The sequence below is a fragment of the Phenylobacterium sp. genome, from assembly GCF_030698145.1.
Lineage (GTDB): Bacteria > Pseudomonadota > Alphaproteobacteria > Caulobacterales > Caulobacteraceae > Phenylobacterium.
Genome location: NZ_JAUYNW010000097.1, coordinates 1 through 15623 on the forward strand (window position 1 = coordinate 1; position 15623 = coordinate 15623).

A 15623-nucleotide genomic window follows, 5' to 3' on the forward strand; every position below is an offset into this window, starting at 1 on the left:
GCCCTCGCACGAGGCCCAGCACAGGATCATCGCCCGGGAGGGCGAACCCTTGTTCTGGCTGAACGAACTCGTCGGCCACCTGTCGCCGGTTCCCCTGGGGCTGTCCTATGAAGCCGCCCGCCTCACCCACTATGAACACCACAAGCACGCCAACCACCTGGAGTTCGACCCGGACATCAACACCAGGTCCGACAGCGCCTGGCACATGATCGTCAAGGACCTCGGCAGCCAGCTGCAGACGGTTCCGAAGATGAACACGGCCTATGCCAATGCGCTGGAACGGATCGGGACGGATGACGCCCGGCGCGGGCGCGCCGTGGCTCTGATCTATGCGCTCGCCACCAACGCCTTGCTCTTCGGGTTCGCGTGGGCGGGCTACGCGCTCGAGGTGGCGGCGATCGTGTGGCTGCCTCGCATAGTGGGCGGGGTCTACATCCGGTTCTTCCTGAGTTGGGCGCCGCACCATCCGGCCGCGGACCTGGGCCGCTACCGCGACACCCGCGGCTTCCGAAGTCGGCTCGGCAACATCCTGACGATGGGCATGCAGTACCACATCATCCATCATCTCTATCCGCGCATGCCCCTGTTCCGGCATCCGGCGGCGTTCCGAGCGCTGCGGCCCATTCTCGTGGCGCGCGGCTGTCGGCTGGACGGGATCTAGCGGCGATCAGGGGCGGCCGTCGAGCGGCGGCCGCGCCGAAGGCTGGCGGGCCTTACGGCAGGACGGGCCTGGGCGCTTCACCAATGCGTCCGGAACTGACACGTCAACTCGCCGGAGCGGCATAGACCCCTACGCCTGCTCTCCACCCCCTGCAGGAGTTCACAACATCGGCTGCCGGGCCCGTCGCCGCCGGGACGACCGTGGTCTCGGAACACCGCTTACACCGCTGGCCCTCATCCGGCACTAAGATGCGCAGCCGGGCGCGAGGCCGACGCGCGCGGCACAGCCGGTGGGGGGAAACCGGACCTTGCCCCCTGCGGGCCAGGGTTTAGTCTACCTTTGCGGCTAGTGGATGAATGCGATGAGCGACGCGGTCGGCCCTGGCGATCTGGTTCTGTGCGTCAACGCAGCGCCCAATCATGTCACGGGAAGACCGGTGCCCCTCCAGGCCGGAGAGACCTACCGTGTCATCGGGGTCATGGAATTCGCCTGCCCCTGCGGGCGTTCCGACGCCTTGCTCGATGTGGGCATCGACTTCGCCTGGTGCCAGTCGCGCTTCCGACTGCTGCCAAAGCCCAAGGCCCAGGCCAGGACGCGCCGAGTTTCGGCTCCCAAGGAGAAGGAAACGGTTCGCTGAACAGCCGACGGGGCGGTTCGGCCTTGCGCCGGCTCTCTGAGGTTCGAATGCGGTTGGAAGCGCTGTTATTAGGGCAGGGGCGCTGAACGTCCGCACATCGGGCGGAAGTCAGAGTCCGCTTGTGGCGCGACGCAGACCTCCGCCCTAACCAGCGCGGTGCAACTGGCGGGCAAGGAAGTCTCCGCCTAGTCGCAGTCCCCCCTCGTCGATGCTGTGGCCGAGCCTCCGCGCCGCATGGGTGCTGATCTCAAACCCCATGGCTTTGAACTCGACCTCCGCCTGGCCCATCGCGACGAACGGCACCATCGGGTCAGCGTCTCCATGGATCAGAAGCAGCGGCGGCTTGGTCTTCACCTCGGTCTGCAACGCTTCGGCGTCGGCCAGCATGCCCGAATAGCCCACGATCCCGGCAAGAGTTTCGGACCGACGCGGCCCCACATGGAGAGCCATCATGGTCCCCTGACTGAACCCCACCAGCGCTACCTTGCTGTTCGGCAGATCGTATGCCGTCCGGTGCATGTCGATGAAGGCGTTCACCAGAGGCGCTGCCCGTCGCACGCCCGCGGCGCGGCCTTCCCGTCCAAGGTCGCTCAGCGACCACCACTGATAGCCACCCGGCGCGCCGGGACAGATTTCCGGAGCGTTGGGCGCCATGAAGACGGTGTCGGGCAGGCTCGCGCGCCAGTGGGGGACAAGCCCCATTAGGTCGTCGCCATTCGAGCCGTAGCCGTGCAGGAGGATCACCAACGACTGGGGGGCTCTGCCGCTCGCCGGAGCGGCCATTGGGCCCTTGAGGCGGGTCAGGTCGTTCATCAGTCCGGTGGTGAGGCAAAGCGATAGCCCGGTCAACGGCCGCTACTGGCCAATGTCCGCTTGCGGCCATGCGCCAAGAGTCTGCTCGTGGCGCAGGATCGCCGTTAGGCCTCAGCGGCCCCGTCGGTTGGAGAGCAGACGTGCAAAATGCGCGTTGTCGGGTGGAAAGGGGACTTAGAGGTCGGCGCGTAAAGTCCGCACCCATGTGCTGAAGGTCTCGGCGTCTCCTCGATGAGCGACGATGGTTCGGACTCCGCGCGAGACAGAAGACTTTCGGGCTTCTCTAGGCGGAGCTCCGAACCAGGCGCGGAAGGCTCGGCTGAAATGAGACTCGCTTGAAAAGCAGCAGATTTCGGCGATGTCAGCGATCCTGAGGTTGCTGTCCTCTACGAGCAGCCGGTTCGCCCAGGCGAGCCGACGGGACTGAATGTATTTCCCCACGCCGCCTTCGTCCTTGAACAGGCCGTAGAGCACAGAGCGCGAAACACCGACGTCGCGGGCCACTTTGTCGGCGCAGAGGGCTAGGTCGGCTAGATTGGCCTCGATGTACTCGCCCGCCTTCAGGCGTTTGGAGCGGCGCCGGACGGGGAGGCGGCCTGAACCGTCCACTCCGATAGCAGCGGTCAGAAGCTCCATTACCGCGCTGGCGAGCTGACGGCACCCTCTCGCTGAGAGTCTAGGTGCGGTCGCCACCACTGAGGTCAGGAAGCTGGCGGCTAGGCCGCCTGTGGGGTTGGCGGCGCCGAAGCCGTGCAGGCGGTTCGGCCCGCCCAGGCCCCGCGCCGCGATGTGGCGGGGCACGATCAAGCAGAACCCTTCCAGGGCTGCATCGGGCATCTCGAAGGGCTGGGACATGTCCTGAACGGTCACCCGACCATGGTCGCCCGAGCCGCTGACGCCGAAGATGATGTGATCCAGCCCATCGAGAGCGATTCGCCGCCTGGAGCGCTCGTAGGTCGCAGACGCGGCTTGCATCTGACCCAGGATGAGGCCGCCGAGATGCACGCTGCTGGCCTGACCGCTAAACCCCTCGACGTCGAAGGGATGATGGATGTCGTACAGCCCACCCACCGCTGCACGCCAGCTCTCGAAGCGCGACGCTGGCTCGATGTCATCGGTCGAGAAATGGGCGATGGGTAGAGCCTGGGCCGCGAGATCCACCTATCGCCCCTCTGCATGCCATCGGAGCTTAGCCGGGCACCCACGTGCCGTGAAAGCCGAAAGGTACGCGTTGGGGAAGCCGAGCGGTCATCACCGGACCCGCGCCGACGTCCATCGCGTTGAACAACAGCAGGTCGCTCCTGTTTTCCGCCCATCGCCAGATGACGGCGCTGAGCCAGCCGTCTCCTTCGGGGGCGTCCGCGCGCCGGGGGATGAAGACCGGTTCGCTCGTCAGATCGCCTTCGGGAAGCTCGAAGATGGTGCGCCGACCAAGCCGCTGGTCCAGGTGGACTAGACTATTCAGGCGGATCGGCTCGGATCTATTCTGATCGGCGGTGTCAGCGCCGTACCAGAGATGTCGATGTCGCCTGCCTGTCCATCGCTCGTCCAACCTCGGGAACTCGCCATCGAGGTCGTCGAGCGGCTGGCAAAGCAGTTCGTCAGACGCTGAGCCGCAGTTCACCGTCCACCGGTGAAGCCGGGCCAGGGAATGCTTAACTGGCGAGCCGTCCGCCAGCGGAAACATCGGGGCGGACGGATAGAGGAAGACATCTGCGTGGATCTGGTCGCCTTCCTCCCACGCGTTGACCACATGGAAGACGTGGGCCGCCTCACCCCTGAACCAACGAACTTCGCCTCGGCCGTCCTTGCGGAACACAGCGAGCCAAGTGGGAAGGTCGGGTTCCCACGCGATCGGGGGGGCGCCCTTCTCGGCCCGTTCCCGGCTTGCGGTGAGCGGGGGCACGGGGATGAGGACGTAGTTCTCCGAGATCATAAAGTCGTGGATCATGGAGGCGTGCGGCGCGTCGAACCGTTTGCGAACTTCCGTGCGTCCGGCGCGGTCCGTCACCCCGTAGGTGATGGTGGGGTCGAAGGGGCCGGCCGCCCCATAGGCAAACCAGTGCAGCTCGCCGGTGACCGGATCGCACTTGGGGTGGGCGGTCATACGCGGGCCATAACCCGTAAGGTAGCCGACCGGACGGAGCCCTTCGCCGGTCAATTCGAAGGGCGGGTAGGACTCGTTCAGCGCAAGTAGGCGACCCGCATGCTGGATGACGCTGGTGTTCGCCACGCCTGAGTCGTGGCCTTCGGCGAGGGGATCGTTTCGACTGGGATCGAAACTCGCGAACAGCGCACGGCCAGCCTGGTTTTCGAGCCGCCACCTGGGCGTCTCGACGTATCGATTGAGGTAGGTGACCACGCCGTCGTCGAAGCAGAAGGCATGCACCATCCCGTCGCCGGTGAACCAATGGAAGGGCTCCAGGGGATCAAACTGCGGATTGGGGCCGATCCTCAGGAGCCGGCCATGCAGGTCGCGGGGCGCTTCTCCTGCAATCTCGAGTGTAAAGTCGTTTTCCGACCGGAGCGGGGCGAAGTTGCCCGCCAGGTACGGATTGATCGCCAGGTCGTCCATGACGCTCCCCTCGTGCTTGTTCGAAAGAGCGATACAGGGCGGGGTCTAGGGGCTGTTATGCTGGCGATCCTGAAAACCTGACGCGGCGTCCTGATGTAGCAGCAGCCCGCACCCCTGGGTCCGCAACGGGTCGCAAAAGTTCGCGAGTTCGAGCCCGATTAAGCAGACCTGCTGGTGGTCCGCTTGCGGGGCGGACGCTGACTTCCGCTTGTGGCGCTAACCAGACCAATCCGGCGTCGCGTGGAGCGTCCGCAATGGGTGGAAGGCGGACATTGCCCACAAGGCCTCCTGCCTGATCAGCCGAGCTCCCATGGCGGAAGCAGCGGGTATGCCGTGTTGCGCGGCGAGAAGGCTTCCTACGACGCGCGGCCCGAGAGCTGGGCGCGAAGAGGCTGCTCTGGGTCAGCGCGCGCGCCGGTAATGCATGGCGACCGCGCCGCTGCGGAGCGGCGTTGCCGAGATCAGCTCGAGCCGTCGCGTGCTGGGCAGCCCGCTCTGGTAGAGGGTCGGGCCGTGGCCGGCGATCCTGGGGTGGACGAGGAACTTGTACTCGTCGATTAGATCCAGCCGGTCCAGCTCGGTCGCGAGCTTGCCGCTACCGAGGAGCACGCCGGCCGGGGTCGCGTCCTTGAGCCTCTGCACGCCCGCGCGCAGGTCGCCGGCGATGTGGTGGCTGTTGGTCCACGGGAAGGCACTTCGCGTCGACGACACTACGTACTTCGGCTTGGCCTCCAGCTTGACCGCCCACTCGCGTATCGCCGGCGGCGCCTCCTGGTCGCCCCGGGCGACCGCCGGCCAGTAGCTCTCCATCATCTCGTAGGTGACGCGACCCCACAGCATCGCCCCGCCCTCGTCCATAAGGCGGGTGAAGAAGGCGTGCGTCTCGTCGTCGGCAATTCCCTCCTGGTGGTCGACGCAGCCGTCGAGGGTGACGTTGATGCTGAAGGTCAATAGTCCCATGCGGCGAGCCTAAGCCATAGAATGGAGAACACGTAGGCGATTGCTCGCGGTCGATGTTGAACTTCCGCAAGGGGTCGGAAGCGGATCGTACGGTACGTCGTATGGAACGTCCGCTTCCGGCGCTGAACTCAAGGTCCGCTGTCCCCGACGAGGCCCTGGCGGGCGAGGGCGAACGCCTGGCGGAGGCCATGCTGAAGGCCGCGCCGGACGCCCTGCGGATCTCCAAGCGAACCTTCGACGCCACGCTCGAGGGGTTGAGCTTCGAGGCGGCCCTGGAGCTGGAGGAGCGCGGCCAGATCCAGGTGATCCGGGCCGGACGGGCCGCGGCGGCGAACTAGCCGACGGCGACGTGGCCCAGCCTGCGCGTCCGGCGCAGGGCGGCGCCGGAGAGGCCGAAGCCCACGATCATCATGGCCCAGCTGGCGGGCTCGGGTACGCCGGTCGGGACCTCAATCACGGGCAGGTCGTAGGTGTAGACGACGCGCAGGTCGCCGACCCAGTTGAGCTCGGCGCTCGAGGTGAGGATGCTGCCGCCGGTCATTCCGTAGATCACGGTGTCCAGGTCGATGGTCGACTTGAGCCCGAGGTCCACGCCGCCCGGAACCAGGAATGGGTTCAGGTCCAGGGCCGCGACATCGAAGCCGAAGCTCTGAATCTCTTTTTTGCTATTGATGCAGAAGGGGTCGCGGAAGGTGAAGCAGTAGATGTTGTCGTCGAGGAAGTAGAAGCTGCCCAGGGTCCACACGGACTGGCCGCCGAACTCGACGGAACTGTAATAGTCGAGGTCCGTCGTGTAGCCGGAACCGCCGCCGACGATGCTCAATCCGCCGCTGAAGTCCTGGGTGGATGCGAGCTGCACGCGCACGCCGGTGAGGGTTCCCAGGCTCTGATCGAACCCGGCGAAGTGGACCTGGGTCTCGAGGGTCCCGGCCCGGACGAAGTTGGTGACGCCAATGTCGGCCGGCGGCTTATGCTGGATGACCTCGGCATGGGGCGCGGGGTTGAAGCTCGCCGACTGGATGACCGTCGCCGCCTGGCCCTGAGCCACGCAGGTCAGGGTGGTCAGGGCGCCCGACAGCGCCGCCGCCGAAAGCTTCACACTTGCCGCATATGCCCCGTCACTCCCCTAGGACGGCCGGCCTGGCCGCCCGCAAACCAATCCAAAGCTTGAGGGCGAGCCCCACGGACCCGACGGTCCAAGCCCACAACCTAGCCCTGTGGAGCTTAAGCCACGGGATTTCGGCGGAGTCTATCGTTCGGCGAGCCTTGGTCGCCCAAAACCAGGCATGCGCCTAGCGCTGCGCGAAGGCGCCGGCGTAGTCGATGACGCACATGGCGCCGTGAACGGCGTGGCCGCCGCAGGCGACGCCGGCGGCCTGGTAGGTGCGGCGGAAGATGTCCTTGCGGTGGCCCCGGCCCGGGACGCCTGAGTCGACGATGAGCTGGATGACCACGTCGCGGGGATTGTCGTAGCCGTAGGAGAGGCTCTCGGCGGTGAGGCCGGCCCAGACGCCGTGGCGCTGGAGCCGCGGGCCGAGCGCCTCGGGCCCGCGGCCATGGCCCTCGTCGCCGCGCCTGGCCTGGGCGCGCGCGAAGGCCTCGGCCGCCGCGGCCAGCCCGTCGTCATGGCGCAGGGGCGGCAGGGCCGGCTGGTTGCGCAGGAAGTCGACCGCCTCGGCGAGCGCGTCCTCGTCGGCGTAGCCGACGCTGGCCAGGCCGCCGCCGTACTGGCGCTCGGCGGTGGCGTTGCGCAGCTCGCGGGCATAGGCGGCGGGATTGGCGCGGGCGAAGTTGATCTCGGCCAGGACGTCGTCCTCGAACTGGCCGGCCTGAGCCACATGGGGAGCGGCGAGGGCGATGAGGAGGGGGAGGGCGAGGCGAAGGGGGGTGCGCATACTGGCGTCTCGTCGATTTAGTGTCCCGATTTCGAAGTTCGACTGCGCTTGTCGCGGGCTCCGACGAACTTCGAAATCGAGAAGGACACTAACAAGTCTATGTTCCTAGTGTGCTTCTTGGATCTGAAGTTCGCTCAGAGCTCGATCCAACAAGAAGGCGAACTTCAGATCCAGCACACTAGCGTCCCCCGTGGGGATGTAGCCGCAGTTCGGTTAAGTTGGCGTTGCGGCAAATGCGCCGGAGCCCCACGCTCCGTGCGGGCGCGCCTAGAGGACAATCGATGCCGAACGACAACCGCGCGCCGCGCCTGGCGGTGCTGATCGACGCGGAGAACGCCTCCTCGCGCATCGCCGAGGCCCTGTTCACCGAGATCGCCACCATCGGCGAGGCCAGCGCCCGGCGCATCTATGGCGACTTCTCCAGCGCCCAGATCCAGGGCTGGACCAAGATGCTGGCCCGGTTCGCCATCCAGCCGCAGCAGAACTTCGCCAACACCAAGGGCAAGAACAGCGGCGATATCGCCCTGGTCATCGACGCCATGGACCTGCTCAACGCCGGGCGCTTCGACGGCTTCTGCCTGGTGTCGTCCGACAGCGACTTCACGCGGCTGGCGTCGCGGATTCGTGAGGAAGGCGTGGCGGTCTACGGGTTCGGGGAGCGCAAGACGCCCGAGAGCTTCCGCCAGGCCTGCACGCGGTTCATCTACACCGAGAACCTCACCACGCCCCTGACCGAGCCCCCGGCCAAGGACTCCAAGACGGCCAGGGGCGCCAAGGGGGCCGCGTCGCCCGCGCCGGCGCCGTCCAAGCGCAAGCCGGAGGAGGCCGTGCCGCTGATCGAGACGGTGATGGCCGACATCGACGACGACGAGGGCTGGGCCACCGTCAGCGCCATCGCCAACCGCCTGCGCAACGCCTATCCGGACTTCGACCAGCGGACCTACGGCTTCGCGAAGCTGTCGGACCTGATCCGGGCGACGGGCAAGTTCCAGGCCCAGGCCCTGGTGGGCGGGGGGTCTGTGCGGGTGCGGAAGAAGTAGGGGGCGGACTGGCGGCGCTGGGCCGGGCCGCGGATAATTTGGTCAACAAGCGCAGCCATTCGCACGCGCGAGCGTTTGAAGGGGCAGGGAGCGCATAGGAATGACCTCGAACGGCGCGACGGCGAACGACTTCCGAGACGACCTCATCAGGCTCATCCCGCATCTGCGCGCCTTCGCCCGGTCGATATGCAACGACGCGACCTATGCCGACGACCTGGCGCAGGACGCGCTGGCCAAGGCGCTGGCCTCCGAGAAGAGCTTCACCATGGGCACCAACATGAAGGCCTGGGTGTTCATGATCCTGCGCAACCAGTTCTACTCCAACAAGCGCCGGTCGTGGAGGTCACAGCCGCTGGATCCGGAAGTCGCCGAGCGGACCCTGGTTTCGGTTTCCGACCCCACGGCCAGCCTGGAACTGGACGAACTGCGCCGGGCGCTGGCCATGCTGCCGCACGACATGCGCGAGGCGCTGATCCTGATCGGCGCCGGCGGCATGTCGTACGAGGAGGTCAGCGAGATCACCGGCGTGGCGATGGGGACGGTCAAGAGTCGGGTCAGTCGGGCCCGCGACCGCCTGGCGCTGATCTACGCCGAGGGCGATATCGCCGGCGACGACGTCAAGCCAAGCGCCGCCATGGCGGCGATCATGGTTGCGCTCGACGGTCACGCCCGAGCCGCCTAGGCCCTCAACGGGGCGGCCACCTCGAAGGCGTTCTCCTTCTTCTTCTTCTGGGCGCCGTCGAGTGGCTGGTTCGCCGTTTGAATGTGTCAGGAAATCGGTACCTGACGTTAAGATGAATGCGCGATGAATTTGGCGCGAATTCCCCAAGTAGCGGAACGAAATTGGCGGACATCAAGACAAGTTGGGGAAAATCATATGGTATAGGTGTCTAGTGTTCGGAGAATTAAAGTCGATTTTGAATTTAGACGGAACTATGGCGGGATGAGTCTGTTACGCCCCCGTCGCCGATCGGGCGTAAGACTGTAAGGACATCTCCTCCATGTATATTAAAACCGCGCTGCTGGCAGCCGCAGCCCTGACCTGCGCCTCGGCCAGCGCCCATGCCGCGACCATCCTGAACGGCAGCTTCGAGAGCGGCGTCGCGCCGGGAACCTTCACCACCCTGGACCCGCTGGACAACACCTCGATCACCGGCTGGACCGTGGGCGGCGCCGGCGTCGACTATATCGGCTCCTATTGGATCGCGGCCGACGGCGACCGCAGCATCGACCTCTCGGCCCTGAGCGGCGGCAGCGTCTCCCAGACGATCTCCACCATCGCCGGCGTCACCTACACGGTGTCGTTCGCGCTCGCCGGCAATCCGGACGGCCCGGATGAAGGCAAGATCGCCGTGACCTCGGTCAGCGGCTCGCTGCCCCAGATCGACATCTTCTCGGTGACCGCGGCCAACACCCACGCCAACATGGGCTGGCAGACCTACACCTATACGTTCAAGGCGTTCGACTCGACGTCGGAGCTGACCTTCGCCTCGGCGACCAACACCCCCTACGGCCCGGCCCTCGACAACGTGACCATCTCGTCGGCGATCCCGGAACCGGCCACCTGGGCGATGATGATCATCGGCTTCGGCGCGGTCGGCGGCGTCGCCCGCAGCGCCCGCCGCAAGCAGTCGTTCGCCGTCGCGTAAGGTAGCCCCGACCGACGAAAGACGCGCGCCGCCGACCGCAAGGTCGGCGGCGTCGCCGTGTTCGGGATCAGGTGTCCCCCCGCGCGTCGATGCGCTCCTCGAGGTCGATGTCGTCGACGACGACGCCCTCTGAATCGGTCATCTCAAAGGGCACGCCGTCGGCGCTCAGCTCCTCCCACTTGGCGAGAGCCGCCTCTTCCGTCTCCACAGCATAGGTCACCAGACGGCCGGGATGACGGGCCGATATCTTGTAAGCCATGGCCTATCCTACGCACGGGCCGGCGCGGTCGCCAACCAGATGACGTGGCGCGCGCCCCGCTTTCCGCCGGTGGAGCGGACGGTGAGCTCCTCGACGGCGAAACCCGCGCGGCGCAGGCGCTGGGTGAAGGCCGCGCTGGGCGCGGAGGACCAGACGGCCAGGACACCTCCGGGCGTCAGCGCCCGGCGGGCGGCGGCCAGGCCCTGGACATCGTAGAGGCGGTCATTGGCCTTGCGGCTGAGGCCCTCGGGACCGTTGTCGACATCGAGCAGGATGGCGTCGTAGCTCGCCCGCGCCGCGCCGATCAGGGCGGCCACATCGCCCTCGCGCAGGGTGAGGCGCGGGTCTTCCAGGCAGGCGCCGGAGATGTGGGCCATGGGTCCGCGCGCCCAGGCGATGACCGCGGGGACCAGCTCGCCCACGGTGACTTGGGCCTGCGGGCCCAGGGCCTCCAGGGCGGCGCGCAGGGTGAAGCCCATGCCGAAGCCGCCGATCAGGACGTGGGCCCTGGGGCGGCCCTGGAGGCGGTCGCAGGCCAGGGTGGCGAGGGCCTTTTCCGACCCGCTCAGGCGGCTGTTCATCAGCTCGATGGCGCCCGACATGATCGAGAACTCCTCGCCCCGCCGCATGAGGCGCAGGTCGCCGCCGCCGTCGGGCACGGTGGTGGTGTCGATGAGGGACCAGCGGATCATCTTGGGGCCTTGTCAGCCGGGGGTGGGCGGCGGTGCGGCGGAGAGGTCCGACGGGGCGGCGCCGCGCTCGCCCATCACCACCGTGAAGCTGCCGGCGAGGATCAGCAGCCCGCCCAGGCCGAGCGCCAGGGTCAGGTGGTCGTCGAACAGCATGACGCCCAGCGCCGCGCCCATCAGGGGTTCGATATTGATGAACACCCCGGCGCTGGCGGCGCCGACCCGGGTCGAGCCGAACTGCCAGGCGGCGGTGGCCAGCAGGGTGGCGAACACCCCCTGGCCGACGATACCGGCCCAGGCGGCGGGGCTGAGGTCGAGCTTGGGCAGGCCGTGCATGAAGAGCGCGATGGGCAGGATCACCACGGTCGCCACGACCACCGTCACCGCCGGCAGCGCCATGGGGGAGGCGGGTCTCGGGGCGCGGCGCAGGACGATCAGCCAGGCCAGGAAGATGAACAGGGCGCCCAGGGAGAGCGCGACGCCGAGCGGCGAACCCGCGCCCTCCGGCTTTCCGGCGATGAGGGCCGCCCCCAGGGTGGCCGCCGCCACCCCGATCCAGGACGCGCGGCTGACGTGCTCGCCCAGCAGCCTGGCCGAGATGGCGATCAGGGCGGGCATGGCCCCGACCAGCAGGGCGGCGAGCGTGACGCTCACATGGGACAGGCCCTCGAACTGCACCATGAAGGCGATCCCGTAGAGGGCGCCGGCCAGCAGCACGGGGGGCGAGGCGAACAGGGCCCGCGCCTCGGCCCGCCGCAGGGCGAAGGGCAGGGCGACCAGGCTGGCCGCGGCGAAGCGCAGCAGCACCATGTGCGCCGCGTCGGTCTCCCTCAGCACGAGCTTGCCCAGCGGGAAGCCCAGGCCCCAGAAGACGCCGGCGAGCGCCAGGGCGAGGAAGGCGAGGCGTTTCATGTCCGCCTCCTGCCGCATTCGCGCCGGCCTGGCTATGGGTTTGAGGTTTTCGCCTTGCCCGTCGCGCTCGCCTGTCAGGTGGCGCCGATCCTGAAACAATTCCCCTGTCGGCTGAGCGGATGTCCCGTCTTGGCGCAGTTCGCTCCGGCCAGGCCGGGGTTCTATCGGGGGTTACGGTTTTGAAGACGTCCTTGCTCGCTCTGGCGCTTATCGCCACCAGCGCCTTTTCGGCCACCGCCGCCTCGGCCGCCGTGGTCCATGAGATCAACCCGACGGGCGCGTCGGCCGCGACCTGGGGCGCCACCGAGGTGGGCTGGTTCTACACCCCCGACACCTCCTACACCCTGACCGCCATCGGCACGAAGTTCGGCTCGTCCGACGGCCGCACCGTGACCGCCGAGTTCTATTCCGGCGCGCCGGGCGCCCTGACGCTGCTGCGCTCGGGGACCCTGGTCCCGATCGCCAACGCCTTCGCCGACGCCGTCCTGGCGCCGCTGAACCTGACGGCCGGGATGACCTACTTCTTCGGCTTCACCAATGTGGGCGGTCTGGACACCAACGTCACCGACGACGCCGGGGCCACCAACCTGGCCGGCGGCCTGATGTACAGCTTCGGCTCGGGCGCCTACGAGAACGGCCCCGAGACCCACTTCACCGCCCAGCCGATGGTCCGCTTCAGCGGCGATCTGGGCTCGGCCGTGCCGGAACCCGCCACCTGGGCGATGATGATCGTCGGCTTCGGCCTGGCCGGCTCGGCGGTGCGCAGCCGCCGTCGTCAGGACGCCTTGGCGTTCGCCTAGACCCTAGCCTCTCCTTCGAAACGCAGGGACGCCGTCGACCGCGAGGTCGGCGGCGTCTTGCGTCGGCCTTGACTCCCCGGGGGGCGGGCGTAAGTCCCCAACATGGTTAACGATCACGACATACCGACCGATCGAGAAGACATACCGACCGATCGAGAAGACGGGCCGACCGATCGAGAAGACGGGCCGATAGATCGAGAAGGCGGGCTCGACCGCGCGTTCGCGGCGCTCTCCGATCCCACCCGGCGGGCCCTGCTGACCCAGCTGAGCGAACGGCCGGGCCTGTCGGTCAGCGAACTGGCGCGGCCCTTCGCCATGTCGCTGCCCTCGGTCATGAAGCACCTGGACGTGCTGTCGGACGCCGGGCTGATCAGCCGCCGCAAGACCGGGCGGACGGTGGCGTGCCGGCTGACCCCGGGCGCGATGCAGGAGGCGATGGGATGGCTGTCGCGCCACGAGGAGCCGTGGCCCTCGGACGACGCGCGCCGCGCGACCTTCGGCGAGGAACGCGAACGGCTCTAGGGCTTGCGGCTCTACCAGATGCTCGCTCCACCTGGCCGCGATAGACGCCGTCGGCGGGGCGTGAACAACTGCGCGCGGGTCGGGGAGGGCCTTCCATGAACAGCGCGCGGGTGAAATTCGCTGTCTTCGTGCTGGTGGTCCTGGCCCTGCCCGGGGGGCTGATGTCGCTGGGCGGCCAGATGGTCGACCTGGGCAAGCTCGCCATGATCCTCAGCCCCGGCCTGGCCGGGCTGATCCTCAATCGCGGCCTGGGCGACCGGGGCGTCAAGCCGCGCTGGGGCGCCGTGGCGCTGGCCGCCGGCGTGACCCTGGCCGTGGCGGTCCTGGCCCTGGTCCCGGCCTTTGCCTCGGGGGTGGCGGCGATCCGCCAGCCGTCGGCCGGAGCGCAGGCCCTGGCGACGGCGATCGGCGTCGTCACCCTGACCAGCGTGCTGGAGGAACTGGGATGGGCGGGCGGCGGCCTGGCCCTGGCGGTGGGCGCCTTCGGCCGCCGCGCGGGGGTGGCGATCCTGGGGCTGGTCTGGGCCGCCTGGCATCTGATCCCGGCCATGTTGAAGGTCGGGCTGTTCCCGGACCTGGAGGCCGCGCCGCCGGCGATGCTCATCGCCTTCCTGGTCTCGTGCCTGGTCTATCGGGAGCTGCTGACCCTGCTGCGCGAGCGGGCGCGGAGCTGGTGGGCCGCGGCGGCCGGCCACGCCGCGCCCAACATGCTGCTGGCCGGGGCGATGGCCGGGGGTCTGGGCGCCTTCGACCTCGGCGCGGGCTGGTGGTTCTTCCCGGCGCCCGGCGGGGTGGTGTTCCCGTTGCTGGCCCTGGCCGCGGTCCTGCTGCTGCGCCGGCGGACTCCAGCAGGCTAGGCTACGAAAAAGGGCGGAGCCGAGGCCCCGCCCTTCGCCGTTGTCAGATCCGTGAGGATCAGGCCGAGGCGTGCATCAGGCCGCGACCGCGGCTGCGCAGGGCCGAGCCGGCCAGGCCGAAGCCGACGATCATCATCGCCCAGGTCACCGGTTCCGGCACCGCCGAGGAGATATCGGCGCTGATGAACTCGGTGTTGTCGAAGCTATTGGAGTCCCAATAGTAGAGGTTGAGCGTACCCGTGCCCCAGGCGGGGCCGGCGAAGCTCGTGCCCAGCACCTTGAACACGCCGCCGAGCTCGCCCACTAGCGTGCCGTAGGCGGCGTCGAGGCCGTTCTGGCTCCAGACGCCGAAGTCCGCGCCGATCAGGGTCCCGGCCGCCTGTCCGGAATCGTCGGAGCCCGTGGCCAGCAGCGGGCCGGTCAGGCCGTCGGCGTTGGACCAGCGGGGCAGGGCGCCCGCGTTCCACAGGTCGCCCGAGTCCACACTGACGGTGAAGTTCTGGCCGGCGATGAGCGCGATGCTCGAGGCGCCGACGCCTCCGCTGGACGAGTTGGCCTTGGCGTCGACGATGAACACCGCCGCGTCGGCGGCCGAGGCGAGCGCAAGGCCCGCGGCGAAGGTGGCGATCGCAAGATATTTCATAAGGAGGTCCTTGGGTTGGCCCAACGGGCGCACTGGTAAAACAACCGCCTCCCCCGCCGCATCGTTAACCGTGGGTTGAAAGGGTCGCCAGCCCTAAAATGCTGCGTTGCAAAAAGTTGATCGGACCGACGCGGACCGACCAGAAATCGGGCGCCGCGCACGTCGCGCGCGGGGATTAGCGGGTCGGTCACGCCTTCGCCTTCATTAATGCGTTATGGGCGTACGGGCTGCGGAGCAGCCGGCAACTGGAGCGAGACGTGAGCAGATTTCCGACCCTGGTGATCGCGGGCCTGCTGGCCCTGGGCGGATGCGGACAGGGCGCCAAGACCGCTGGGGCGGCCGAGGGCAAGTATGCGGGCCTCGACGAGGCGATCCTCGGCTGGCACGCGGCGATCAAGTCCGCCGAGGCGGCCTGCAAGGCGAAGGACGGCAAGGGCTGCCAGGGCTTCGAGGTGGCCTGCAAGGGCGAGCGCGAGATCGCCCCCGCCGAACAGGCCAAGGGCGTCTCGGCCCGGGTGGTGGTGGCGATGAGCTGGGAAGGCTGGGACGCCGCGCGCGCGGAGTACCGCCTCTCGTCGGGCTTCGCGGAGTTCAACAAGGTCAACGGCGCCTGGACGCGGGCCGACGCCGGCCCGGTCAACCTGTCGACCTGTGTGGCGGCCTAGGGCGCGAATCCCAGATCCTCCGCTTCCGGGGGAGGTGGCGCGTCGC

The 15623-nt window shown here is 68.1% G+C and carries 19 protein-coding genes and 1 pseudogene; 10 read left to right on the forward strand and 10 right to left on the reverse strand.

Features of this window, described 5'->3' with window-relative positions; translation table 11 throughout:
• Both Q8Q77_RS15245 and Q8Q77_RS15250 read left to right on the forward strand, forming a co-directional pair.
• Positions 1–661 (forward strand): fatty acid desaturase (locus Q8Q77_RS15245; RefSeq protein ID WP_305584482.1); only part of this gene is annotated, 661 nt, incomplete at its 5' end.
• A 361-nt stretch (positions 662–1022) separates the two neighbouring features.
• Entirely contained in the window at positions 1023–1298 is a 276-nt protein-coding gene (locus tag Q8Q77_RS15250; protein WP_305584483.1) for a hypothetical protein, read from the forward strand.
• A 144-nt stretch (positions 1299–1442) separates the two neighbouring features.
• Here Q8Q77_RS15250 and Q8Q77_RS15255 read toward each other — a convergent pair whose 3' ends face one another.
• From Q8Q77_RS15255 to Q8Q77_RS15270, 4 genes are all read right to left on the reverse strand, one after another.
• Positions 1443–2111, reverse strand: a complete 669-nt coding sequence (locus tag Q8Q77_RS15255; protein ID WP_305584484.1) for an alpha/beta hydrolase — start codon at positions 2109–2111, stop codon at positions 1443–1445.
• Positions 2112–2285: 174 nt separating this feature from the next.
• The gene (locus Q8Q77_RS15260) at positions 2286–3272 is read right to left on the reverse strand and encodes an AraC family transcriptional regulator (RefSeq protein ID WP_305584485.1); all 987 of its coding nucleotides are present in this window, start codon (positions 3270–3272) and stop codon (positions 2286–2288) included.
• A 28-nt stretch (positions 3273–3300) separates the two neighbouring features.
• Complete coding sequence (locus tag Q8Q77_RS15265; RefSeq protein WP_305584486.1) at positions 3301–4686, reverse strand: carotenoid oxygenase family protein; 1386 nt, start codon at positions 4684–4686, stop codon at positions 3301–3303.
• 402 nt (positions 4687–5088) lie between these two features.
• Complete coding sequence (locus Q8Q77_RS15270) at positions 5089–5646, reverse strand: dihydrofolate reductase family protein (RefSeq protein ID WP_305584487.1); 558 nt, start codon at positions 5644–5646, stop codon at positions 5089–5091.
• A gap of 101 nt (positions 5647–5747) precedes the next feature.
• Between Q8Q77_RS15270 and Q8Q77_RS15275 the strand changes: the two genes are divergently transcribed.
• Complete coding sequence (locus Q8Q77_RS15275; protein ID WP_305584488.1) at positions 5748–5984, forward strand: hypothetical protein; 237 nt, start codon at positions 5748–5750, stop codon at positions 5982–5984.
• Here the strand turns inward: Q8Q77_RS15275 and Q8Q77_RS15280 are convergent.
• Together Q8Q77_RS15280 and Q8Q77_RS15285 are read right to left on the reverse strand one after the other, a co-directional pair.
• Entirely contained in the window at positions 5981–6745 is a 765-nt protein-coding gene (locus Q8Q77_RS15280; protein WP_305584489.1) for a PEPxxWA-CTERM sorting domain-containing protein, read from the reverse strand. The genes Q8Q77_RS15275 and Q8Q77_RS15280 overlap by 4 nt on opposite strands.
• Before the next feature lie 193 nt (positions 6746–6938).
• The gene (locus tag Q8Q77_RS15285; RefSeq protein WP_305584490.1) at positions 6939–7541 is read right to left on the reverse strand and encodes a CAP domain-containing protein; all 603 of its coding nucleotides are present in this window, start codon (positions 7539–7541) and stop codon (positions 6939–6941) included.
• Positions 7542–7822: 281 nt separating this feature from the next.
• Here Q8Q77_RS15285 and Q8Q77_RS15290 point away from each other — a divergent pair, with 281 nt between their 5' ends.
• The 3 genes from Q8Q77_RS15290 (at position 7823) to Q8Q77_RS15300 (ending at position 10230) form a co-directional block, all read left to right on the forward strand.
• The gene (locus Q8Q77_RS15290) at positions 7823–8581 is read left to right on the forward strand and encodes an NYN domain-containing protein (RefSeq protein WP_305584491.1); all 759 of its coding nucleotides are present in this window, start codon (positions 7823–7825) and stop codon (positions 8579–8581) included.
• A 100-nt stretch (positions 8582–8681) separates the two neighbouring features.
• Positions 8682–9263 (forward strand): sigma-70 family RNA polymerase sigma factor, encoded by a 582-nt coding sequence (locus Q8Q77_RS15295; RefSeq protein WP_305584492.1) that lies wholly within the window; start codon positions 8682–8684, stop codon positions 9261–9263.
• A 319-nt stretch (positions 9264–9582) separates the two neighbouring features.
• Positions 9583–10230: a choice-of-anchor C family PEP-CTERM protein gene (locus Q8Q77_RS15300; RefSeq protein WP_305584493.1), complete on the forward strand. Its 648-nt coding sequence runs from the start codon at positions 9583–9585 to the stop codon at positions 10228–10230.
• Positions 10231–10297: 67 nt separating this feature from the next.
• Here the strand turns inward: Q8Q77_RS15300 and Q8Q77_RS15305 are convergent, their stop codons facing one another.
• Genes Q8Q77_RS15305 through Q8Q77_RS15315 form a run of 3 tightly spaced genes read right to left on the reverse strand, consistent with a single transcriptional unit; the run spans position 10298 to position 12090 of the window.
• Positions 10298–10489: a hypothetical protein gene (locus Q8Q77_RS15305; RefSeq protein WP_305584494.1), complete on the reverse strand. Its 192-nt coding sequence runs from the start codon at positions 10487–10489 to the stop codon at positions 10298–10300.
• An 8-nt stretch (positions 10490–10497) separates the two neighbouring features.
• Positions 10498–11181 (reverse strand): spermidine synthase, encoded by a 684-nt coding sequence (locus Q8Q77_RS15310; RefSeq protein ID WP_305584495.1) that lies wholly within the window; start codon positions 11179–11181, stop codon positions 10498–10500.
• Between the two features lie 12 nt (positions 11182–11193).
• Positions 11194–12090, reverse strand: coding sequence for a DMT family transporter (locus tag Q8Q77_RS15315; RefSeq protein ID WP_305584496.1), 897 nt, complete (start codon positions 12088–12090; stop codon positions 11194–11196).
• A 689-nt stretch (positions 12091–12779) separates the two neighbouring features.
• Here Q8Q77_RS15315 and Q8Q77_RS20745 point away from each other — a divergent pair.
• The 3 genes and pseudogenes from Q8Q77_RS20745 to Q8Q77_RS15330 form a co-directional block, all read left to right on the forward strand.
• Positions 12780–12890 (forward strand): annotated as a pseudogene (locus Q8Q77_RS20745) (PEPxxWA-CTERM sorting domain-containing protein); the annotation flags it as partial.
• A gap of 102 nt (positions 12891–12992) precedes the next feature.
• The gene (locus tag Q8Q77_RS15325) at positions 12993–13412 is read left to right on the forward strand and encodes a helix-turn-helix transcriptional regulator (protein ID WP_305584498.1); all 420 of its coding nucleotides are present in this window, start codon (positions 12993–12995) and stop codon (positions 13410–13412) included.
• A 95-nt stretch (positions 13413–13507) separates the two neighbouring features.
• Positions 13508–14269, forward strand: coding sequence for a type II CAAX prenyl endopeptidase Rce1 family protein (locus Q8Q77_RS15330; protein ID WP_305584499.1), 762 nt, complete (start codon positions 13508–13510; stop codon positions 14267–14269).
• Positions 14270–14327: 58 nt separating this feature from the next.
• Here Q8Q77_RS15330 and Q8Q77_RS15335 read toward each other — a convergent pair whose 3' ends face one another.
• On the reverse strand, positions 14328–14912 hold the full coding sequence (locus Q8Q77_RS15335; protein ID WP_305584500.1) for a PEPxxWA-CTERM sorting domain-containing protein: 585 nt from the start codon (positions 14910–14912) through the stop codon (positions 14328–14330).
• Between the two features lie 257 nt (positions 14913–15169).
• On the opposite strand from Q8Q77_RS15335, the gene Q8Q77_RS15340 reads away from it, so the two are divergent.
• Positions 15170–15577, forward strand: coding sequence for a hypothetical protein (locus Q8Q77_RS15340; RefSeq protein ID WP_305584501.1), 408 nt, complete (start codon positions 15170–15172; stop codon positions 15575–15577).
• Positions 15578–15623: the final 46 nt, after the last annotated feature.